At 72.0% G+C, this 20,295-nt stretch carries 13 protein-coding genes and 5 pseudogenes; 11 read left to right on the forward strand and 7 right to left on the reverse strand.

The window, feature by feature from the left end:
- Window positions 1–34 precede the first annotated feature (34 nt).
- Window positions 35–673 carry a Uma2 family endonuclease gene (locus tag ACZ6A9_RS28080; RefSeq protein WP_468990713.1) on the forward strand — a complete coding sequence of 213 codons (639 nt, stop codon included), beginning with the start codon at window positions 35–37 and terminating at the stop codon, window positions 671–673.
- Here the strand turns inward: ACZ6A9_RS28080 and ACZ6A9_RS28085 are convergent.
- Together ACZ6A9_RS28085 and ACZ6A9_RS28090 are read right to left on the reverse strand one after the other, a co-directional pair.
- On the reverse strand, window positions 646–2,010 hold the full coding sequence (locus tag ACZ6A9_RS28085; RefSeq protein ID WP_468990716.1) for an MFS transporter: 1,365 nt from the start codon (window positions 2,008–2,010) through the stop codon (window positions 646–648). The genes ACZ6A9_RS28080 and ACZ6A9_RS28085 overlap by 28 nt on opposite strands.
- A gap of 50 nt (window positions 2,011–2,060) precedes the next feature.
- A complete protein-coding gene (locus ACZ6A9_RS28090) occupies window positions 2,061–2,498 on the reverse strand; it encodes a MarR family winged helix-turn-helix transcriptional regulator (protein ID WP_468990720.1) in 438 nt (145 codons plus the stop codon).
- A gap of 110 nt (window positions 2,499–2,608) precedes the next feature.
- Here ACZ6A9_RS28090 and ACZ6A9_RS28095 point away from each other — a divergent pair.
- Window positions 2,609–2,743 (forward strand): annotated as a pseudogene (locus ACZ6A9_RS28095) (ribbon-helix-helix protein, CopG family); the annotation flags it as partial.
- Between the two features lie 17 nt (window positions 2,744–2,760).
- Here ACZ6A9_RS28095 and ACZ6A9_RS28100 read toward each other — a convergent pair.
- The gene (locus tag ACZ6A9_RS28100; protein WP_468990724.1) at window positions 2,761–4,206 is read right to left on the reverse strand and encodes an NCS2 family permease; all 1,446 of its coding nucleotides are present in this window, start codon (window positions 4,204–4,206) and stop codon (window positions 2,761–2,763) included.
- A gap of 203 nt (window positions 4,207–4,409) precedes the next feature.
- Here ACZ6A9_RS28100 and ACZ6A9_RS28105 point away from each other — a divergent pair, with 203 nt between their 5' ends.
- From ACZ6A9_RS28105 to ACZ6A9_RS28130, 6 genes and pseudogenes are all read left to right on the forward strand, one after another.
- A complete protein-coding gene (locus ACZ6A9_RS28105; protein ID WP_468990730.1) occupies window positions 4,410–4,667 on the forward strand; it encodes a DUF2530 domain-containing protein in 258 nt (85 codons plus the stop codon).
- A 146-nt stretch (window positions 4,668–4,813) separates the two neighbouring features.
- Window positions 4,814–7,216, forward strand: a complete 2,403-nt coding sequence (locus tag ACZ6A9_RS28110) for an HAD-IC family P-type ATPase (protein ID WP_468990733.1) — start codon at window positions 4,814–4,816, stop codon at window positions 7,214–7,216.
- Window positions 7,217–7,354: 138 nt separating this feature from the next.
- The gene (gene nhaA, locus ACZ6A9_RS28115; RefSeq protein WP_468990736.1) at window positions 7,355–9,256 is read left to right on the forward strand and encodes a Na+/H+ antiporter NhaA; all 1,902 of its coding nucleotides are present in this window, start codon (window positions 7,355–7,357) and stop codon (window positions 9,254–9,256) included.
- Window positions 9,257–9,283: 27 nt separating this feature from the next.
- Window positions 9,284–9,990, forward strand: a pseudogene (locus tag ACZ6A9_RS28120) (IS701 family transposase); the annotation flags it as partial.
- A 475-nt stretch (window positions 9,991–10,465) separates the two neighbouring features.
- Window positions 10,466–11,734, forward strand: a complete 1,269-nt coding sequence (locus ACZ6A9_RS28125; protein WP_468990738.1) for a ricin-type beta-trefoil lectin domain protein — start codon at window positions 10,466–10,468, stop codon at window positions 11,732–11,734.
- 59 nt (window positions 11,735–11,793) lie between these two features.
- Window positions 11,794–12,222: pseudogene (locus tag ACZ6A9_RS28130) on the forward strand (transposase); the annotation flags it as partial.
- Here ACZ6A9_RS28130 and ACZ6A9_RS28135 read toward each other — a convergent pair.
- Window positions 12,219–13,196, reverse strand: coding sequence for an alpha/beta fold hydrolase (locus tag ACZ6A9_RS28135; protein WP_468990741.1), 978 nt, complete (start codon window positions 13,194–13,196; stop codon window positions 12,219–12,221). The pseudogene ACZ6A9_RS28130 and the gene ACZ6A9_RS28135 sit on opposite strands and share 4 nt — an antisense overlap.
- Between ACZ6A9_RS28135 and ACZ6A9_RS28140 the strand changes: the two genes are divergently transcribed.
- Window positions 13,195–13,674, forward strand: a complete 480-nt coding sequence (locus tag ACZ6A9_RS28140) for a MarR family winged helix-turn-helix transcriptional regulator (RefSeq protein ID WP_468990744.1) — start codon at window positions 13,195–13,197, stop codon at window positions 13,672–13,674. The two genes, ACZ6A9_RS28135 and ACZ6A9_RS28140, sit on opposite strands and share 2 nt — an antisense overlap.
- A gap of 127 nt (window positions 13,675–13,801) precedes the next feature.
- On the opposite strand, the pseudogene ACZ6A9_RS28145 reads toward ACZ6A9_RS28140, so the two are convergent.
- From ACZ6A9_RS28145 to ACZ6A9_RS28155, 3 genes and pseudogenes are all read right to left on the reverse strand, one after another.
- Window positions 13,802–13,957, reverse strand: a pseudogene (locus ACZ6A9_RS28145) (IS630 family transposase); the annotation flags it as partial.
- A gap of 381 nt (window positions 13,958–14,338) precedes the next feature.
- A complete protein-coding gene (locus tag ACZ6A9_RS28150; protein WP_468990748.1) occupies window positions 14,339–17,506 on the reverse strand; it encodes a sacsin N-terminal ATP-binding-like domain-containing protein in 3,168 nt (1,055 codons plus the stop codon).
- 248 nt (window positions 17,507–17,754) lie between these two features.
- The gene (locus ACZ6A9_RS28155) at window positions 17,755–18,063 is read right to left on the reverse strand and encodes a helix-turn-helix domain-containing protein (RefSeq protein WP_468990753.1); all 309 of its coding nucleotides are present in this window, start codon (window positions 18,061–18,063) and stop codon (window positions 17,755–17,757) included.
- 598 nt (window positions 18,064–18,661) lie between these two features.
- Here ACZ6A9_RS28155 and ACZ6A9_RS28160 point away from each other — a divergent pair.
- Both ACZ6A9_RS28160 and ACZ6A9_RS28165 read left to right on the forward strand, forming a co-directional pair.
- The gene (locus ACZ6A9_RS28160; RefSeq protein WP_468990755.1) at window positions 18,662–19,519 is read left to right on the forward strand and encodes an alpha/beta fold hydrolase; all 858 of its coding nucleotides are present in this window, start codon (window positions 18,662–18,664) and stop codon (window positions 19,517–19,519) included.
- Between the two features lie 360 nt (window positions 19,520–19,879).
- Window positions 19,880–20,295 (forward strand): annotated as a pseudogene (locus ACZ6A9_RS28165) (M23 family metallopeptidase); the annotation flags it as partial.

Consider the following 20,295-nt stretch of genomic DNA (forward strand, 5'->3'; position numbering starts at 1 on the left):
ACGCATCGAGCGGCAGCCGGGGAGGAGCGCCACGATGACCGTCCTCGACGACAGGATCGCGATGGCCGAGAGCAGCGACGAGCTCACACTCGACACGATGTTCGAGTGGCTGGAGAAGATGCCCGTCCCCGAGGGTTACAAGACCGAGATCGTCGGGGGGCACATCTTCATGACGCCGCAGCGGGACACGCACTGGGAGATCATTCTCGACATCGTCGAACAACTGCGCGTGAAGTACCCGCGGAAGCGAATCAAGTCCGACGTCCGCATCGACTACCCGGGGCATCTCAACGGCTTCGCCTCCGACGTGACGCTGCTGGCCGAGGGCGCGGCCCAGAACGCCGAAGGCCGGTGGCGCTGCGAGGACGTCGAGTTCATCGCCGAGGTGATCTCCCGGAGCACCGCGGGGAACGACTACGGCCCCAAGAAGGACGCCTACGCCGCCGCCGGCGTGCCGGTGTACCTGGTCGTCGACCCGTACACCGCCGAGTGGCACCTGCACACGCTGCCGGAGGACGGGAAGTACCACGGCAGCGTGTGCTTCGGCTTCGGCACCGAGATCGATCTGGCCCGGACGGCCGTCGGTCTGGTCCTCGGGACCGACGAGTTCCCCCGCGACCGGCCGGGGGCGCGGCCCGGGGGCGATCACGCCACCGGCGCCAGCGCCTCCTGACGCTCCCGGGGCACGAACCGCACGCGCGGGTGGCCCCGGTCCCAGCGCACCGACAGCCGCAGGCCGCCGAGCCGGGCCAGGATCAGGCCGATGACGGACGCCGCGGCGACCGCGACCGCGCCGCCGGCCGCGAAGCCGACGCGGGCGCCGTAGGTGTCGGTGATCCAGCCGACGATCGGGGCGCCGACCGGTGCGCCGCCGAGGAACACCATCATGTAGAGGGCCATGACACGGCCGCGCATGACCGGGTCGGTGGCCATCTGGAGGCTGGTGTTGGTGGTGACGTTGACCGTCATCGAGACCAGCCCCAGCGGGACCATGATCAGGGCGAACATCCACAGCCGCGGGGACGCCGCGGCCAGGATCTCCAGCGCGCCGAACGCGATCGCGGCCATGATCAGCAGCCGCAGCCGTGCTGTGCCGCGCCGGGCGGCGAGCAGGGCGCCGGAGACGGAGCCGACCGCCATCAGCGTGTTGAACATGCTGTAGACGCCCGCGCCGCCGTCGAAGACGTCGTCGGCGAAGGCCGAGAGGTAGACGGGGAAGTTGAAGGCGAAGGTGCCGATGAAGCCGACCAGGACGATCGGCCAGAGCAGTTCGGGCCGTCCGGTGACGTAGCGCAGGCCCTCCCGCAGCTGTCCCTTGCCGCGCGGGGCGCGCTCGACGGCGTGCAGTTCGCGGGCGCGCATCATCATCAGGCCGGTGAGCGGCGCGATGAAGGACAGGCCGTTGAGGAGGAACGCCCAGCCCGTGCCGACGCCGGTGATCAGCAGGCCCGCGACGGCGGGGCCGACCAGGCGGGCGGACTGGAAGTTCGCGGAGTTCAGGCTGACCGCGTTCTGCAGCTGGCGGGGGCCGACGAGTTCGGAGACGAAGGCCTGCCGGGCGGGGTTGTCGACGACGGTGGCGAGGCCGAGGGCGAAGGCGGCGACGTAGATGTGCCAGACGTCGACCAGGCCGGTGAGGGTGAGGACGGCGAGCGCGATCGCGGTGAGGGCCATCGCGGTCTGGGTGACGATGAGGGCGGGCCGCTTGCGCAGCCGGTCGACGAGGACGCCTCCGTAGAGGCCGAAGAGCAGCATCGGCAGGAACTGCAGGGCGGTGGTGATGCCGACGGCGGCCGAGGAGCCGGTGAGGCTCAGCACCAGCCAGTCCTGGGCGATGCGCTGCATCCAGGTGCCGATGTTGGAGACGACCTGGCCGAGGAAGAACAGGCGGTAGTTCCTGATCCTCAGCGAGGAGAACATGGAGTTCCTGCGGGCGGGGGTGTCGAGGGCGGCCTGGGTGTCGCGGTGGTCAGGTGCGGGGGCGGAAGCTGCTCCGGATCCCGTCCTCAAAGGGTTCGCCTCCTTGCTGCGGCCGCTGCCCGCGGCGTGGGTGCGTGTGCTCAGATGTGCGCGAGTTTCTCCAGCACGGGGGCGGCGGCACGCAGTGTCGCCCACTCGTCCTCGTCGAGCTCCTCCACCAGCGTCGCGAGGAACGCGTTCCGCTTGCGGCGGCTCTCCTCGAGCATCGTCTCGGCCCGTTCGGTCTGTGTGACGACCTTCTGGCGCCGGTCGTCGGGGTGCGGCTCGAGGCGGACGAGGCCCTTGGCCTCCAGCAGCCCCACGATGCGGGTCATCGACGGCGGCTGGACGTGCTCCTTGCGGGCGAGCTCGCCCGGGGTGGCGCTGCCGCAGCGGGCCAGGGTGCCGAGCACCGACATCTCGGTGGGGCTGAGGGATTCGTCGACGCGCTGGTGCTTGAGCCGACGGGACAGCCGCATCACGGCGGAGCGGAGGGCGTTCACGGCGGCTGCGTCGTCGCCATGGCTGAAGTCCGGCATGTTCGTTAGAGTAACTCATTACTCTCGCTAAAGACCACCGGAAATGCGGGTCCCTCCCCGTGAGACCTGCCACTCCTGTCACGGGAGATCACCCGTACGAGTGATTCGGCCGGCTCCGGGAACATGCCGCCCAACGCGGCATGAGCGTCCAGGACCATGTCGTCCGGACGCTCATGCGCGATGACTTCGACCAGCGGTTCCAGTCCGCCGTCGAGGAGACGGAGAAGTTCTACGGGGTCACCTGAGGCCCCGCGTCCTCACCTCAGGTGAGGCCCAGTGCGGGCATCAGGTAGTAGAAGGCGAAGACCGCGGCCACCGCGTACATCGCCGGCGGGACCTCCCGGCCGCGTCCGGCCGCCAGGCGCAGCACCGCGAAGGTGATGAAGCCCATGCCGATGCCGTTGGTGATCGAGTAGGTGAACGGCATCATCAGCATCGTCACGAAGGCCGGTACGGCGATCGTGTAGTCCGCCCAGTCGATCTCCTTGATCGAGCCCGCCAGGATCAGGAAGCCGACCGCCACCAGCGCCGGGGTGGCGGCCTGGGACGGGACCATGGTGGCGACGGGCGTGAGGAACAGCGCGACGGCGAACAGACCGCCGGTGATCACGTTGGCGAAGCCGGTCCGGGCGCCCTCGCCGACACCGGCGGTGGACTCCACGAACGCGGTGGTGGCGGAGGAGGAGCTGGCGCCACCCGCGGCGACCGCGACACCGTCGATGAACAGGACCTTGTTGATGCCGGGCATCTGGCCCTCGCCGTCGGTCAGCTTGGCCTCGTCCGAGACGCCCATGATCGTGCCCATCGCGTCGAAGAAGCACGACAGCAGCACGGTGAAGACGAACAGGACACCGGTCAGCACCCCGACCTTCCCGAAGCCGCCGAACAGGCTGACCTCGCCGATCAGGCCGAAGTCGGGGGTGGCGACCGGGTTGCCGGGCCAGGTCGGCGTGGTCAGGCCCCAGGACTCGATGTCGGCGACGGCGTTGATGACCAGCGCGACGGCCGTCATGGCGACGATCGAGATGAGGATCGCGCCGGGTACCTTGCGCACGATCAGCGCCAGCGTGAGCAGCGTGCCGAGGACGAAGACGAGGACGGGCCAGCCGTTGAGGTGGCCGGTGGCGCCGAGCTGGAGCGGGACGGTGGTCTGGGCGGCGTCCGGGATGCGGGCGACGAAGCCGGAGTCGACCAGGCCGATCAGCATGATGAACAGGCCGATACCGATGGCGATGGCCTTGCGCAGTCCGTACGGGACGGCGTTCATCACGCGCTCGCGCAGACCGGTGGCGACCAGCAGCATGACGACGAAACCGGCCAGCACCACCATGCCCATGGCGTCCGGCCAGGACATGCGCGGGGCGAGCTGGAGCGCGACGACGGAGTTGACGCCGAGGCCGGCGGCGAGCGCGATCGGGACGTTGCCGATGACACCCATGAGGAGCGTGGTGAACGCCGCGGTCAGGGCGGTCGCGGTGACCAGCTGGCCGTTGTCCAGCTGGTGGCCGTACATGTCCTTCGCGCTGCCCAGGATGATCGGGTTCAGCACGATGATGTAGGCCATCGCGAAGAAGGTGGCGAAACCGCCGCGGACCTCACGCGACAGGGTGCTGCCGCGTTCGCTGATCCGGAAGTGGCGGTCGAGGACGCCGGAGCCGGACCCCGGCTGCTCGGGGGTGGGCACCTTGGCGGGGGCCGACGTGGACATACGGGGACCTCATCACCGGTGGGCTCCCCGGGAAGCCCTTTGGTGTTTTCTACGAATGAAAGCGGTCAGAGACAAACGGATTCAGTATGAACATATAACGACGTCGATGCTATCTCCGCGCGTAGACGAATCCGGCCGGACAGACACCCACTGCGGCACACCTCACTCGATACGCCCCCCGCCGGCCCTCGTAAGCTGTCCGCATGGCGAAGTGGACCCCCAAGCACGAGGCGCCGGAGCCCCTGGAGGGCCCCGTGGTCGCCACCATCACCGGCGGCACGATCGTCTGGTTCGTCCTCTTCCTGGTGCAGCTGCCCTTCTACGGCTGGTTCGACGACCACGGCCACACCTGGTGGCTGTGGACCTGCCTGGCCGGCGCCGGACTCGGCCTCATCGGCATCTGGTACGTCCGCAGGCGCGACGCCGCGATCAAGCGGGCGCAGGCGGAGCGCACCGCCTGAGACGTCCGGCACCCGCGCCCCCAACTGCCGTCCCCGCCACCGCCGTACGACCACGGGCCCACGGCCCTCCGCGGCCGTCCTCCCCTGGTCGGATCTTCCGCCGTCCGGGTGGGTGCGGCCCCTGATCCACACGTACCGTCGGATGCATGACGCATCTCGACGCGGACGCCCGGACCGCTGCCGCGCCCCCCGCCACGGTCACCCCCGCGGCGACCGGGCTGACCTCGGCGCAGGTGGCCGACCGGGTGGCCCGCGGCCAGGTCAACGACGTGCCGGTGCGCAGCAGCCGCTCGCTGACCGAGATCGTCCGCGCGAACGTCCTCACCCGGTTCAACGCGATCATCGGCGTGCTCTGGGTGATCATGCTGATCGTCGCGCCCATCCAGGACAGCCTGTTCGGCTTCGTCATCCTCGCCAACACCGGCATCGGCATCGTCCAGGAGTGGCGGGCGAAGAAGACCCTGGACTCCCTCGCGGTGATCGGCGAGGTGCGGCCCACGGTGCGCAGGGACGGCACGGCCGCCGAGATCGCCACGTCCCGGATCGTGCTGGACGACCTGATCGAGGTCGGGCCGGGCGACAAGGTCGTCGTCGACGGGGTGTGCGTCGAGGCGGACGGCCTGGAGATCGACGAGTCGCTGCTCACCGGCGAGGCCGACCCGGTGGTGAAGAAACCCGGCGACCAGGTCCTGTCCGGCAGTTTCGTCGTCGCGGGCGGCGGCTCCTTCCAGGCGACCAGGGTGGGGCGCGAGGCCTACGCGGCGCAGCTCGCCGAGGAGGCGTCCCGTTTCACCCTCGTCCACTCCGAGCTGCGCAGCGGCATCTCCACGATCCTCAAGTACGTGACGTGGATGATGGTGCCGACCGCGATCGGCCTGGTCATCAGCCAGCTGGTGGTCAAGGACAACGAGCTGAAGAACTCCATCGCCCGCACCGTCGGCGGCATCGTGCCGATGGTCCCGGAGGGGCTGGTGCTGCTCACCTCCGTGGCCTTCGCGATCGGCGTGATCCGGCTGGGCCGCAAGCAGTGCCTGGTGCAGGAGCTGCCCGCGATCGAGGGCCTGGCCCGGGTCGACACGGTCTGCCTGGACAAGACCGGCACGCTCACCGAGGGCGGCATGGACGTCACCGAGCTGCGGGTGCTGGGGGACGGCGACGAGGCGTACCTGCGCAAGGTGCTGGGCGAGCTCGGCTCGGCGGACCCCCGCCCGAACGCCTCCCTCCAGGCGCTCGTCGACGCGTTCCCGGACACCACCGAGTGGCGCCTGACCGACACGCTGCCCTTCTCCTCCGCCCGCAAGTACAGCGGCGCGACGTTCGAGGAGGAGCCGGGCCGGGCGGCCGTCACCTGGCTGCTGGGCGCGCCGGACGTGCTGCTGGACGCAGAGGACCCCGCCCTGTCCGAGACCGTGCGGATGAACGAGCAGGGGCTGCGGGTCCTGCTCCTCGCCCGGGCCCGCGACGGGGTGGACGTCGACGACCCCGCCGCCGCCGAAGGTGTGCGGCCGATGGCGCTGGTGGTGCTGGAGCAGCGGCTGCGGCCCGACGCCGCCGACACCCTGCGCTACTTCGCCGAGCAGGACGTCCGCGCCAAGGTCATCTCCGGCGACAACGCGGTGTCGGTCGGCGCGGTCGCGGCCAAGCTGGGCCTGTCCGGCGCGGCGCTGGACGCGCGCCGGCTGCCCGAGGACCGGGAGGCCATGGCGAGGGAACTCGACAGGGGCACGGTGTTCGGGCGGGTCACCCCGCGGCAGAAGCGGAACATGGTGGGCGCGCTCCAGTCGAGCGGCAGCACCGTCGCGATGACCGGTGACGGCGTGAACGACGTGCTGGCGCTGAAGGACGCCGACATCGGCGTGGCGATGGGCTCCGGTTCGGAGGCCACCCGGGCGGTCGCGCAGATCGTGCTGCTGAACAACAGCTTCGCCACGCTGCCGTCGGTGGTGGCGGAGGGGCGCCGGGTGATCGGCAACATCACCCGGGTCGCGACGCTGTTCCTGGTGAAGACGGTGTACTCGGTACTGCTGGCGGTGCTGGTGGTGATCTCGCAGGTGGAGTACCCGTTCCTGCCGCGCCACCTGACGCTGCTGTCCACGCTCACCATCGGCGTCCCGGCGTTCTTCCTGGCGCTCGCCCCCAACAAGGAGCGCGCCCGGCCGGACTTCGTGAAGCGGGTCATGCGGTACGCGATCCCCGGCGGGGTGCTGGCCGCGACGGCCACCTTCACGACGTACCTGATCGCGCGGGGGCACTACAGCGGCGAGGGCTCGCTGGAGGCGGAGACGAGCGCGGCGACACTGACGCTGTTCCTGATCTCGATCTGGGTGCTGGCGATCATCGCCCGCCCGTACACGTGGTGGCGGATCGGTCTGGTGGCGGCGATGGGCGGGGCGTTCCTGCTGGTGCTGGTGGTGCCGTGGCTCCAGCACTTCTTCGCACTGAAACTGGTGGGCATGACCATGCCGTGGACGGCGGCCGGTGTCGCGGTCGTCGCGGCGGGGGTGCTGGAGCTGCTGTGGCGGTGGGTGGACCGGCGGATCCCCGCGTAGGCGTCCCCGCCACGGGCCCGTCGTGGCTGCTCAGGCGGTGGGCCGGCGCCCCGTCCGGGGCGCCGGGAACCGCGCTTCACCCGTGCGATGCGGGACCATGGAGTCTGCCGACCCCAGTGATCGGAGACGGAAAACCTGATGAAGCTGCGCGGGAAGAAGACCGTGAACTCCCAGTCCCAGTCGCGAAGGAGCGAACTGGCGGCCCAGCTGTCCGCGCCGGTGCGGGCCTTCATGTCGACCGAGGCGGGCAGCGCCGGCCTGCTCCTGGTCGCCGTGATGGTCGCCCTGATATGGGCTAATTCGCCCTGGTCGGAGGCGTACACCTCCCTCTGGCACACCGAGGCGTCCGTCACACTCGGCGACGCCCGCCTGTCGATGGACCTGAGCCACTGGGTCAACGACGGACTGATGGCCCTGTTCTTCTTCGTCATCGGTCTGGAGGTGCGCCACGAGGTGTCCGTCGGCTCGCTGAACGACCGGCGGCGGATCGTGATCCCGGGCCTCGCCGGCATCGGCGGCATGCTCGTGCCCGTCCTGCTGTACCTGGCGATCGCGCCCGGGGGTGACGCCGCCAAGGCCTGGGGTGTCGTCATCGGCACCGACACGGCGTTCATGCTGGGCGCGCTCGCCGTGGTGGGCCCCCGGTTCGTCACCCAGTTGCGTGTCTTCCTGCTCGCCATCACCGTCATCGACGACATCGTGGCCGTCACCGTGATCGGCGTCGTCTACTCGGGCAGCATCAACGTGCCGGAGCTGATCGCCGCGCTGCTGCTGGGTGTGGTCCTGTCCGCGCTGACCCGCTTCGGCGTCTGGCGGGCCGCCCCGTACGTGCTGATCGTCCTGGTGATGTGGCTCGCCACGCTCAACGCCGGACTGCACGCCTCCATCGCCGGCATGCTCGGCGGTCTCCTCATCCCCGCCCGCAAGCCCTCCCGCGAGGGGGTCGAGCAGGCCGCGCGGCTCTTCCGCGCCTTCCGCCAGTCGCCCCGCGCCGACGTCGGCAAGACGGCACGCAAGGGGCTGCAGAAGGCCGTCTCCGTCAACGAGCGGCTCCAGACGGTCCTGCACCCCTGGTCCAGCTATGTGATCGTCCCGGTGTTCGCCCTGGCCAACGCCGGTGTGGACCTGCGCGACGGCGTCCTGACCAACGCGCTCGGCTCCTCGCTCACCTGGGCGGTCGTCGTGGGCCTCGTCGCCGGCAAGACGATCGGCATCTGGGGCGGCGCCGCCTTCGGCACCCGGTTCGGCCTCGGCAGGCTGCCGACGGGGGTGGCTCCGGGCCACGTCCTGGGCGGGGGCGCGCTGTCCGGTCTCGGGTTCACCGTCTCCCTGCTGATCGTCCAGCTCGCCTTCGACGACCCGGCTGTCCGCGCCGAGGCGACCGTCGGTGTGCTGCTCGCCGCCGTGTTCGCCACCGTGCTCGGCTGGATCGTGCTCCACCTGGCCGCCGTGCTGAAGGGCCAGACGGACGCGGACCTGCCCCGCTTCCTGGACCGCCCGGTCGACCCGGAGAAGGACCACATCCTCGGTCCCCCGGACGCGCCGCTGACGCTGGTGGAGTACGGCGACTTCGAGTGCCCGTTCTGCGCGCGCGCCACCGGCGTCACCAAGGAACTGCGGCAGCGCTTCGGCGACCGGTTCCGCTACGTCTTCCGGCACCTGCCGCTGCCCGACGTCCACCCGCACTCCGAGCTCGCCGCGCGGGCGGCCGTCGCGGCCGACGCGCAGGGACGGTTCTGGGAGATGCACGACCTGCTCTACCAGCACCAGGACGAGCTCGAGTACGAGGACACCGCGGGGTACGCCGCCGGCCTCGGCCTCGACGTGGAGAAGTTCCTCCGCGACCTCGACGCCGAGGAGACCGCCGAGCGGGTCCGCGAGGACGCCGCCAGCGCGGAGGCCAGCGGAGTGCGCGGCGCGCCGACGTTCTTCATCGGCAACCGCCGGCACACCGGCCCGTACGACGCGGTGACGCTGGCCCGCGAGCTGGAGGCATCCGCCGACACCCCGTCCGGCGCGACCCGGGCACCCTCGGAGTGACGGGGCGGCCCCGGGTTCCGGGAGGACCTGGAGGCTTTCGCGGCGGAGTTGTTCGACGGGTTCTTCCGGGCGGACCAGCGGCGGTGGGGGCAGGCGTATGTGCGCGGGTTGCTGCTGGAGGGGCGGCGCAAGTCGGTGGAGCCGATGGCGGCACGGCTGGGCGAGGACGGCAACCGGCAGGCACTGGCGCACTTCATCACCTCCAGCCCGTGGGATCCCGCGTATGTGCGGGCCCGGCTGGCCTGGAAGATGCACGAGGCGATCGGCCCGGAAGCCCTGATCGTCGACGACACCGGGTTCCTCAAGACGGGGACGCCTCGGCGTGTGTGGCCCGGCAGTACACCGGCACCGCGGGCAAGGTCACCAACTGCCAGGTGGGCGTCTCGGTGCATCTGGCCACCGACCGTGCCTCGGCCGCGATCGACTGGCGGCTGTTCGTGCCTGCGTCTTGGGACCGGCCTCACCCGAGGCCGATCCGGTCAAGGTCGCCCACCGTGGTCGCTGCGGCATCCCCGACCAGGCGGGGCATGTGGAGAAGTGGCAGCTGGCCCTGGACATGATCGACGAGACCCGCTCGTGGGGCTGGCCTCGACATCCCGCTGGTGGTCGCGGACGCCCGCTACGGCGATGCGACCGCCTTCCGCCTCGGCCTGGAGGAACGGAGCCTGCCCTACGCGGTCGGGATCTCCTCCCGGCTCACCGCTCATCCAGGCCATGCACGGCCGGCCACCCCCGGTGGGCGCCGAGGCCGTCGCGGCCCCGGTCACGCCACCGGCGGGACCCGTCGGCGTGCCGTGCGACGGCGAGAAGATGACCAGGAGGAGACGCGCGGGGGCCGGTGGGGTGACGTCCCGGACGCCTTGCCGGTCATCTGACCCCACTACGGTGCCGCAGTGGCCGTGAACCGATCCGATTCCGTCGTCGTGGAGGCGAGGACGCGGCGCCCCGCGCGCTGTGGTGCTCGGCGGGAACGGGGCCGGCACGGGGCCGGCCCATCCGTTCCCCTGCGGCCCGGAGCCGTACCTCCCCGGCCGGGCGGACAGCCGACCGCCGGGCGCTGAGGGGGCGATCGCCCCGGACCGTGTCGTGCCCGTCCCGCCGGGGGAGGCCCGGGGCGGTCCGCACCCGGCACCGCGCCCCGGCCGCAGGGCGCCGCGAGTGTGCGGCCGCCATGCGGCAGACAACCGTGAGACCGAAGGAGAACGAGCAATGTCACGGCAGAACAGGCCGGTCGGCGGCGAGTCCGCCCGTCCGGCCGGCACCGACGGCGGGTCACCGGTCCGTCGCGCGGTGGTGCTGTCCCCGGTGGGCGACGACGTGGGGCAGGCCGTGCTGCGGCCCGCCCCGCGCCGCGGCGCGGCCACCGCGAGCGCCACCGCCGCCGCCACCGAAGGCGCCGCGAGGGCCGACGGGACCGGCCGGGGCGGGACGGACACCCCCTCCGCCGCCACGGCCGGGGCCGGGACGGCCTCGGCCGCGAACGGGCCGAAGGCACGGGAAGGGGCCGCGGAACCGGGCACGGACCGCGGGGAACGGCCGGAGACGGCGGCGAGCACCGCCACGTCGGCCCGCACCGCAGCCTCCTCGTCCGGACTGGCTGCCGCACTCGGCGGCGCCCGCGGGGCCGGGAGGGAAAGCGGCGACGGCGCGCCGGGGCGGCCGAAGGCCCCCGTGCTGGCCGCCGCAGGGATTGCCGGGGTGATCCTGCTCGCCGTACCGCTGCTGGTCATGGCCGGTGACGACCGCGACGAGCGACCCGGGGGACGAGCCGACGCGGCTGCCGACTCCCGGGCGCTGCTCGACGGTCAGGAGGAACAGCAGCAGCCGGGCGTCTATGCCGCGGAGCCCTCGAAGGACGACGCTCCGGCGGACTCGTCGAAGGGCGGGGAAGGCGGCGACGAGAAGGACGGGAGGAGGGCGAAGGACGGCAAGGAGGAGGCGAAGGACGACGGCAAGGCGTCCCCGGACGGCTCCGGCTCCGTCACCGGCGCAAGCCCGCAGGCCGTCACGGAGGGGAGGAAGGAGGAGGACGCGGCGAAGGAGCCGGTCCGGCAGGCCGAGAGGAAGGCGGACACGACGGTCACCGTCGCCACCGCCCGGATCGTCAGCGCCGACACCGGCAAGTGCCTCACCGCGAGCTCCCGCAGGGCCGGGGCGGAGCTGGCCATCCAGCCCTGTGGAGCCTCGGCAGGCACCCAGACCTGGTCCTTCCACGACACCGACAGGACCCTGCGCATCGGTGAGGACCTGTGCATGGGGCTGGACGGCGGGTCGGTGGAGAAGGAAACGGCCGTCCTGCTGCAGCGGTGCGACGGGTCGAGCGGACAGAAGTTCAAGATCAACAGCACCGAGGACCTGGTGTCGCTCAAGGCCGGCGACAAGTGCGTCGACGTGTGGTGGGGCAAGGAGGCCGACGGCACGCCGGTCAAGCTGTGGCCCTGCACCGGCACCGCCAACCAGACCTGGCGGCGCGGCTGACCCCGTCCCCCGGGCGCTCCCGCGCCGGTGACTCCTCACCGCCGCGGACCGGCGCCGTACGGGGTGCCGTGAACACGCTGGCCGCGCTGAAGCCGATCCGCGCTGCTCGGCCCGACGGCGCCCCGATCTACGTGATCCTGGACAACCTGTCCGCCCACAAGGGCACCGGCATCCGCCGCTGGGCGAAGAAGAACAAGGTCGAGTCGTGCTTCACCCCGGCCTACGCCTCGTGGGCGAACCCGATCGAGGCACACTTCGGACCGCTGCGGCAGTTCACCATCGCCAACTCCCACCACCCCAGCCACACCGTGCAGACCCGGGCACTGCACGTCTACCTGCGCCGGCGCAACGCCAACGCCCGCCACCCAGGCGTCCTGGCCGCCGAACGCGAGGAACGCGCCCGCATCCGAAGCGAGAAGGGCATCCGCTGGGGCGGACGCCCCTTCGTCACTGACGCGATCGACGAACTGGTGCGGTCAGAACACTAGAGGGCGTCGATGTTCCCGATGAATTGGAGAATGGCCTTCGCCAACTCCGCGGGGGCCTCCATCGCGGCATAGTGACCCACACCGTCGAGTGACACCGAGCTCACTTCGGTTGCTGCGGCCTGGGACATGGTGCCAACCGTGAAGGGACCTCCGCCCGCGCCGACCGCGAGTACAGGCACGGTCAGGCCGTGCGTGTCGGCAAGAGCCTTGATCTCGGGACCCTCCCTGAGCATCGACTGGTAGAGGCCGATCGCTCCGCGCCAGCCGTCGGGGCGGGAGTAGGTGCGGGCGAACTCCTCAATGTCGGTGTCGGCAATGGCTCCTGGGGTCGCGTTCAGGGCGGGGAATGCGAACTGTCCCAGAAATTCTCGCTCGCGGCCGGTCAGGAGCATCTCGGGGATGCCGGGTGCCGCGAGGACACCGATGTGCCAGGCGCCGCCGTGGGTGATGTCGGCCAGCCTTTCGAGGCCGAATCCGGGCAGGCCCATCTCGATCGCGGTGAGACTACGTACGTCCTGCGGGTGGGTGACCGCCAGGCGGAAGACGGTCGCTCCGCTGATGTCCTGCCCGGTCAGGTGGACCGGGCCGACGTCGAGCTGTTCGATGAGAAGGTGCAGGTCCTCTGCCGAGGTCTTGCTGTCGTACTCGCCCGGCCCGTTGTCGGAGTCCCCGAAGCCGCGCAGGTCGACGGCGAAGACCCGGTGGTTCTCCGCGAGGAGCGGGATAATCTTGTGAAAAGTCCACCAGGTCTCGGGAAACCCGTGGACCAGAAGGACGGGCGATCCACTGGCTCCCGCCGCTGCGTAGTGCAACTGTGTTCCGTTGACCTCTGCGAGGTGGTGGGAAACACCCGCAAGCGTGGGGCCCGGATACGTGACGTCCATCAATCTCCTCAATTCGACAACCATGTTGTCCAAACTATAGACAACAAGGTTGTCGATGTCGAGTCTGTGGTCGCCGTAGTCTTCTTCCATGTCACAATCTGGCGCTGATCTCGCACTGCTCCTGCTCGGAGGTTTTCGCTCGCTGGTGGACGCCGCGACCGCCGAGTTGGCCCGCCGCGGCTACGAGGACGTGCGTCCCGTCCATGACTTCGCCATGCGAGCCATCGCCGCCGGCGCGGACAACGCTTCAGAACTCGGGCGGCGCCTGTCGGTCTCCAAGCAGGCGGCAGCGAAAACCATCACGGTGCTGCAGGAGCGCGGATACGTGGCACGAGACACGGACCCCCTCGACGCCCGCCGCAAGCGCCTGCACGTCACCCCACTCGGCTACGAAGTGCTGCGACAAGGCGAATCGATCTTTGACGAGTTGCGTGATCAATGGAAACAGCAGATCGGTTCCAGCGAGCTCGCGAGCCTCGAGACGCACTTGGCGGACCTGGTCGGCGCTCAGCCGGTGCGCCCTGACGCACCGGGCTGGATCGTGCAAGACCTCGGCGGGCCGGTCTGACACTCGTCCCGCCCAGGGCGGCGCCTGCCCTGGGGTGTCAGTGCCGTCGAGGACTTCATCCCTCCGATCGGAGAACCGTCGATACGACCGCCCACAGGCAGTCGAGAGGGACTCACTCCCGCGCCGACTGGGCGATCACCGGCACCCGGTTCCCGCCGGCCGAGGCCGGCAGCATCATCGCCCGCCGGCAGTGCACCGAGTTGGTACTGCCCCGGCGCACTGTCTGCTGCCGCTTCTGGCCCTCCTGGTCGGCCAGTCTGCGCACACGGACAGGCTCGGCCACCGCCCCGCCAGCGGTCGGACCGGACATCACCGCACATCCAACCGCCACGACCACCGGCCCGGCGAACCTATGCGGTCACAGCACCAGGTCGGTAGTGGCGCGAGAGCAAGCAACGCGGCGGCTACCCTCCGCTCCCCGCCTCCGCCCTCCGCCCTCCGGGGGCGGTCGTGCCGCAGGGCGATGGGGGTACCTCCCGCTCGAGCGAAGCCGAGAGTGGGGGAGGGCAGGCGCGACGGCACCCCACGGGCGCCGGGCTGCGCCATACCCCCGCCCGGCACCCACACCGGGCAGGTCCCAGGTGCCTGAGGTACCTGCCGGGGCCCCGGGGCTCGAAAGCCCCGGGGCCCGGAGCCGAGGCCCGGCCCGGACCCCGCCGCCGGGTCAGTCGAACCAGCGGTCGCGGGCCAGTTCCTCCGTGCGCGACGGGTCCTCCAGCAGCGCCGCCACCTCGAAGCGCCGCGGCCACTGCCCCGCCGCCCAGGCGAGTCCCGCGGCCACCCCCTCCAGCGTGGCCGCGTGCGGCACCCCGTCGTCGGCGAGCCGCCAGTCGATCTCGACACCGTCGACGACCAGCTCCTCGTGCTCCACGTACGACGCCGGCGTCCCCGGTCCGAGCAGCACCCGCACCGACTCCGGTACGTCGTGCCCGGTGCCCTCGGAGCCGACCTCCCCGGTGACGGATTCGCTCAGCCGCCGCACCTGGAACAGCTCCGCCAGGTCGGCGGCCCGCGCCGGCCGGACCGGCAGCAGCGGGACGCCCGACGTGAACGGCAGCAGGTCGGGCGAGTCGACGACCACCGCGTCCGCGGCGTCCACCACCTCGACCCGCCCGTCGACCACGGCCCGCAGCTCCTCCGGCAGGGTCACCTGCTCGGGGTCCAGCTCGGCCAGCGCCCCGTACAGGGCGTGCAGCTGGGCCGCGGTGACCGGCCGGGCGGGGTCGGCGAGCCGGTCGAGGAGCTCGGCCGCGCCGCCGGGCTCGTCGAGCAGGGCCGCCACGGACGTCCGTACGCCCAGCGCGCGCAGCACCTGTTCGTCCTCGAAGCCGGTCGCGTCGGCCTCCTCGTACAGGCCCCGCAGCAGCGGATCGCTGCCGGCGGCCCGCAGTCCGGCCGGGCGGCGTCCGCCGATCACCGGGTGCCCGCGCAGCCACCACGCGGTGTAGGGCCGTACGACCTCGTGGGTGCCGTCGTGCAGCAGGATGCGCACCGGCTGGACGAGCGCGTCGCGCAGCGGGGGCCGGGACAGCAGGGCGAGGGCCTGCGGCCAGCGGTCGTCGTCCACGAGGTCGAGGTCGCGCACGGCGACGATCTCGGTGGCGACGGGCGGCACGGGACTGTCCGGGAAGCGGTCGAGGACGTCCTCGCTCCACACGTCGACGGCGTCCAGCAGCCCGGCGTCGTCCGGCTCTGGGAAGTCTCCGTCCCGGGGCTCCAGTTCGTCGGGGTCGAGGACGACGTCGGTGGCGCGGACCAGGACGAAGTCCACCAGCACCCCGCAGGCGGCGAGCGGCTGTTCGCCCCACTTGGCGGCCAGTTCACCGTCCACGGCAGCGAGTTCGCCCTCGCGCATGACCTGCGCGAAGGGTCCGCCGGGGAGGACGAGTTCGCAGGCCGGGGAGAGTTCGCCGTCCTCGTCGGTCAGGGCGAGCGCGCCCAGCCAGGGCTCGTCGCCCGGTTCGAGGGCGGCGTCGCGCACCAGCCCGAGCACGGTGTCGGCGAGTTCCTCGGCGTCCGGGGTGTCGTCCTCCCAGTTCGTCCCGCCGTCGTCGTCCAGCGAGGCGGCGACGGCGGCCCGCACCTGCGGGGTGGTGAGGACGGCGCGCGGGGTGGCGGGGAGGGCGCCGAGCTTCTCCAGCAGGGGGTGCGCGGCGTCCGGGTGGGCGACCTTGAGGCCGAGCCGGGCGAGGAGTTCGCCGTCGAGGGAGGCCGAGTCGGGGGTGGGCAGCAGCACCTGCCGGGGCCCGATCGTCGTCCTCCCTCCCCCGGAGCCGAAAGCCTGGGAGGTGCCCCCAGCGAGCGGCACCGGCAGCCCGGACAGCCGGTCGGGGTCGACCCCGGCGAGGCTGTCGTAGAGCCGTCGCCACCAGCCGGGGGACTTCTCCAGGCCGGCCAGCCGGTCGATGGCGTCGGTGAGCGGCACCCGGGCGACCCCGAGGGTGCGCAGCTCGGCCCGGCGTTCGAGGCCGGCGGGCAGGAGCGTGGGGAGCACCTCCGCCAGGACCCGTACGGTGTCGGCCCCGGCGCCCTCGACGACCTCGGCGTCCCGGGGCCGCAGGGACTCGGGCAGTTCGTCGTCGCCCTCCTCCTGTCCCCTGCGTTCGACGGCCGGAGGCAGGAAGGACGTGCGCGGCAGCCGCTCCAGGATGGCCTGGCGCAGGGCGCCGTCCAGCTCGCCCCTGCCGAGGGGGCCGGGCACGAGGCCGATGATCCCGGCGGTCACCGGCCGCCAGTCGGCGAGCAGCCCGGCGTAGGCGTCGGCCGCGCGCTGCACGAGGAAGTCGGTGAGCGGGCCGGGGGCGGCGTGCCGGCGGGTGGAATCCAGCGGGAGGGAGGCGATGAGCAGCGCGGGCACGCCGAGGGGTTCGTCGCTCGGGGTGGGCGCGTGCACGACGGGGCTGGTGCGGGGCCGGGCGGGGCTCCCGTCGGTGTCCACGGGTACGGCCCAGGTGACCGACCAGTGCGGTCGCAGCCGCTCCTCGACGGGCCGGTCGGCGAGCAGGTCGGGGGTGAGCGGCCCGTGCGCGGCGGCGGTGCGCCAGCGGGTCACGCCGTCGCGCGAGTCCTCGACGACGGTGAGGCCGGCCTCGTCGCGCCGCCGCACGGTACGGGGCTCGGCGTCCCCGATCTCGACGACGACGTCCTCCAGGCCGGGCAGGGCCAGCACCAGCGCGTCGTCGACGGCGTTCAGCAGCCGTTCGGCGAGGTCGGCGGCGGCCGGGTCCCGTAGCGGGAGGATGACGGCCGTGTCGTACGGGTCGGGCGCGGTCCCCTCGGCGGCGAAGGGAAGCCGCAGCAGCGGTACGTGCCCGTCCCGCCGGCGGATCTCGTCGCCCAGCCCGGCGCCCTGTCCGGCGGCAGCCTCGTTCGCCAGGTCCCGCGCCTCGGCCAGCGACCACCTGACCCCGCCGTGCCGTCCGACGACGGCGGGCTCGTCGGTGACCGCGAGCACGGCGGCGAACCCGACGCCGAACCGGCCCACGGCCCGGTCCGGCGCGTCCCGCTTCGCGGAGGCCCGCAGCGTGGACAGCGACTCGACTCCGGCCGCGTCCAGCGGGGCCCCGGTGTTCGCGGCGACGAGGACCCCGTCCCGCAGGGTGAGCCGGAGCCGCCCCGGTACGCCGGCCCGGGCGGCGGCGTCGGCGGCGTTCTGCGCGAGCTCGACGACGAGACGGTCCCGGTACCCGCCGAGGACGAGGTCCTCCTCCGCGTTGGCGTCCTCGCGGAAGCGGGCGGGACTGGTGGCCCAGGCGTCCAGGACACCGCGCCGCAGCCGCGCCGTCCCGAACGGATCGGCACCCTCGGCGGCGGGCCGCACGTACTTGCTCACGTTGACTCTCCTCATCGGCCCCACATCGGCGTGAGGTCGAAGGTACCGCTCCGCCCGGCGGGGGCGCCGCCGCCCGCCGGGCAGGGCCTCCGGCTTGAGCAGGACACGGCGGTGTCCGTTGATGCGAAGCCACCGTCCGGGCTCCGCCGCGTCCCCGCCGAGATGCGCGCGAGGGAGAAGCCCTGTCGCCCGGCTCGGAGGGATGAACCGGCCCGAACGGCCGGTCCCGGGAAACGCCGTCGGACGATTCAGGCCGCGTGATCCTCGAAGCGGAACTCCGGACTTGTCCGGGGATCGATGCGCGCTCCGGCCTCCAGCGCCGTCGCCAGTCGCTCGATCAGCTCCAGTGTGGGATCGACGCTGCTCTCCTCGATGGCCTCGATCGCCTCTTCGGAGAGCTCCGCGCGCCTGGCGAGCTCTGCGGTGGACCAGCCGAGAGCGAAGCGCCGGTCGTAGACGGCCTGGGCGAAGTCCATCCGACGGCCCGCGGCACGGTACGCCGGATCCTCACGGTGCTCCGGCGGCACTGTCCAGCTGGTGTGGTATCCGCTGCTCATCGGGCCTCCTCGTCCCTACTGCAGACGGCGTGCTCACCAGCAGGGGCGTGCTCCGCCGCGCACAGTTTCCTCGCCCGCTGCGCTCTCGACACCTCGTCCCTCTCCCTCATTCTGGTCTTTCGGAAGACAGTAAGGAGGACCACTCTTCGCCCGGGGGCGAACCAGTAGGTGACGCGCACCTGCCCGATGCGTAGTTCTCGCACCGCCCCCTAGGTGGCTGGCGAGCGGAAAAGGCAGTGCGTGGCCCTCTGCGGCGAGTCTGTCCGCGAAGCGTTCGACGGCTCCGCAGTCCTGATGCGGGAGCGTTTCCAGCCATGCTCGGACTTCCGGCTCGGTTTCGATGATGTAGAGATCCGGTTCCGGTGGTGCCGACATGACCGTTCCGTTCGTGGGGCGGGCTGGTGGAAGGGAGTACGGCATCCACACAACCGGTGGGTCGGCTGTCTCGGGATCAGATGTTCCGAGGTTCACCCCATCAGGTAGGGCGCCCGGAGCGGATGAACGCGGGCAGGGTGATCAGTGGCGGGCCCTGGTGAACCGCCCTTGGACGCGCGTAGGTTAACGCCGGATCACCGATCGGCGCAGGGGGGCGGCAGATATGGGGCGGCGGGGGAAGACGAGTGACGAGGCCGCGTTCCACGCGGCGTACGACGAGGTGCTGCGGGGGTGGCCCGTCGAGGTGTTCGGCAGGGACGTGCCGACGCCGTACGGCAGTACCCGGGTGAACGTCTGCGGGCCCGAGGACGGCTCCCCGCTGGTCCTCCTGCCCGGCGGCGGAACGACCTCGGCCGTCTGGTTCGCCAACGTCGGGGAGCTGGCCGCGGCCCACCGGGTGTACGCCGTCGACCTGATCGGCGACTACGGCCGCAGCGTGCACGACGGGGCTCCGCTGCGGGGCACCGGCGACCTGACGGCCTGGCTCGACGCGCTGCTCGACGGGCTGGGCCTGGACCGGGTCCGGCTCTGCGGTCACTCCTACGGCGCCTGGATCGCCCTGCGGTACGCCCTGCACGCGCCCCGGCGGGTCGACGGGCTGGCGCTGCTGGACCCGGTGCAGTGCTTCGCCCGGATGAGCGGGCGCTACCTCCTGCACGCGGTGCTGACGTCCCTGAAGCCCGCCGCCGAGCGCCCCCGGGCCTTCCACCGGTGGGAGACCGGCGGCGATCCGGAGGACCCGGTGTGGCGGGCGTTCCTGGACAGCACGGCCGTGGCGAAGCGGTCCAAGGTCCTCCCCATGCCGCGCCCCGGGAAGGACACCCTGCGGGCCTGCTCCGTACCGACCCTGGTCTGCCTGGCCGAGCGCAGCCGCGCCCACGACACGTCCCGCGTGGCGGCCGCCGCGCGGCGGCTCATGCCCGGCGCGCGGGTCGTCACCCTCCCCGGCGCCTCCCACCACTCGCTCCCCACCGAGCGGCCCGCGGGGCTCAATCGCCTGCTGGTGGACTTCTTCGCCTGAGGGGGCGGCGGTTGGGCGAACGGCCGGAGACCCACGCCACATTCTCCGGGCCTCTGGGCCGGGCGCCCGGTGACATGCTGCACAAGCCGGACATCGCGTACTAACCGGAATAGTCGAGAAGCGGCACTCCTCGAATCGGACATTTGGTGCGCAAGGTCGATCGATCAGCTTGAAATGGGGGGTTTCGCCCTACGGAGACCCCTTCGTCAAGAGACGTGGGTCTCACGCCCGAAGTACGGCCTTTCTTCGTAGGTCACACCTTTGCGGCATTTGGGCGGCGGCGGTTACCAAGGAACAGCCAGCGCGGCACGGACCTGTTCCGCGGATGGCTTCCCCCGCCCCCTCCCCCATGAGGTTTCGATGTTCGAGCGCGTCACGTCCCGTTTCCCCCGTACGACCGCCACCCGCACCCGCGCGGCCGTCCTGGCCGCCGGTCTGGGCTCCACGGTCGTCCTGGGAGCCGGGGTCGCGGTCGCCGCCGCCGAGAACACGGCCGTGTCCGGCAGCGCCACCGCCGTCCAGGCGCAGGCCGCCGCCCAGGCCGAGGCCGCGAAGACGCAGGCCGTCACGGTCCAGAAGGCCACCAAGGCAGCCGCCAAGAAGCAGGCGTCCTGGGTCTCCCCCGTGAAGAGCTACCAGCTCTCCGCCAGCTACGCCGCCAACGGCGGCATGTGGGCCTCCAAGCACTCCGGCCAGGACTACGCCGTCCCGACCGGCACCCCGGTCGTCGCCGTGCACGGCGGCACCGTCGTCAAGGCCGGCGGCAACGGCGCCGG

Source organism: Streptomyces sp. NPDC041124 (assembly GCF_055592385.1).

Excerpts from the sequence above, each read along its gene's own strand:
- ACZ6A9_RS28155 (WP_468990753.1), bottom strand. The coding sequence starts at position 18,063 with ATGAGCAGCGGATACCACACCAGCTGGACAGTGCCGCCGGAGCACCGT.
- ACZ6A9_RS28135 (WP_468990741.1), bottom strand. The coding sequence starts at position 13,196 with ATGGAAGAAGACTACGGCGACCACAGACTCGACATCGACAACCTTGTT.
- ACZ6A9_RS28125 (WP_468990738.1), top strand. The coding sequence starts at position 10,466 with ATGTCACGGCAGAACAGGCCGGTCGGCGGCGAGTCCGCCCGTCCGGCC.
- ACZ6A9_RS28105 (WP_468990730.1), top strand. The coding sequence starts at position 4,410 with ATGGCGAAGTGGACCCCCAAGCACGAGGCGCCGGAGCCCCTGGAGGGC.
- ACZ6A9_RS28140 (WP_468990744.1), top strand. The coding sequence starts at position 13,195 with ATGTCACAATCTGGCGCTGATCTCGCACTGCTCCTGCTCGGAGGTTTT.
- ACZ6A9_RS28160 (WP_468990755.1), top strand. The coding sequence starts at position 18,662 with ATGGGGCGGCGGGGGAAGACGAGTGACGAGGCCGCGTTCCACGCGGCG.
- ACZ6A9_RS28080 (WP_468990713.1), top strand. The coding sequence starts at position 35 with ATGACCGTCCTCGACGACAGGATCGCGATGGCCGAGAGCAGCGACGAG.
- ACZ6A9_RS28110 (WP_468990733.1), top strand. The coding sequence starts at position 4,814 with ATGACGCATCTCGACGCGGACGCCCGGACCGCTGCCGCGCCCCCCGCC.
- ACZ6A9_RS28100 (WP_468990724.1), bottom strand. The coding sequence starts at position 4,206 with ATGTCCACGTCGGCCCCCGCCAAGGTGCCCACCCCCGAGCAGCCGGGG.
- nhaA (WP_468990736.1), top strand. The coding sequence starts at position 7,355 with ATGAAGCTGCGCGGGAAGAAGACCGTGAACTCCCAGTCCCAGTCGCGA.
- ACZ6A9_RS28090 (WP_468990720.1), bottom strand. The coding sequence starts at position 2,498 with ATGCCGGACTTCAGCCATGGCGACGACGCAGCCGCCGTGAACGCCCTC.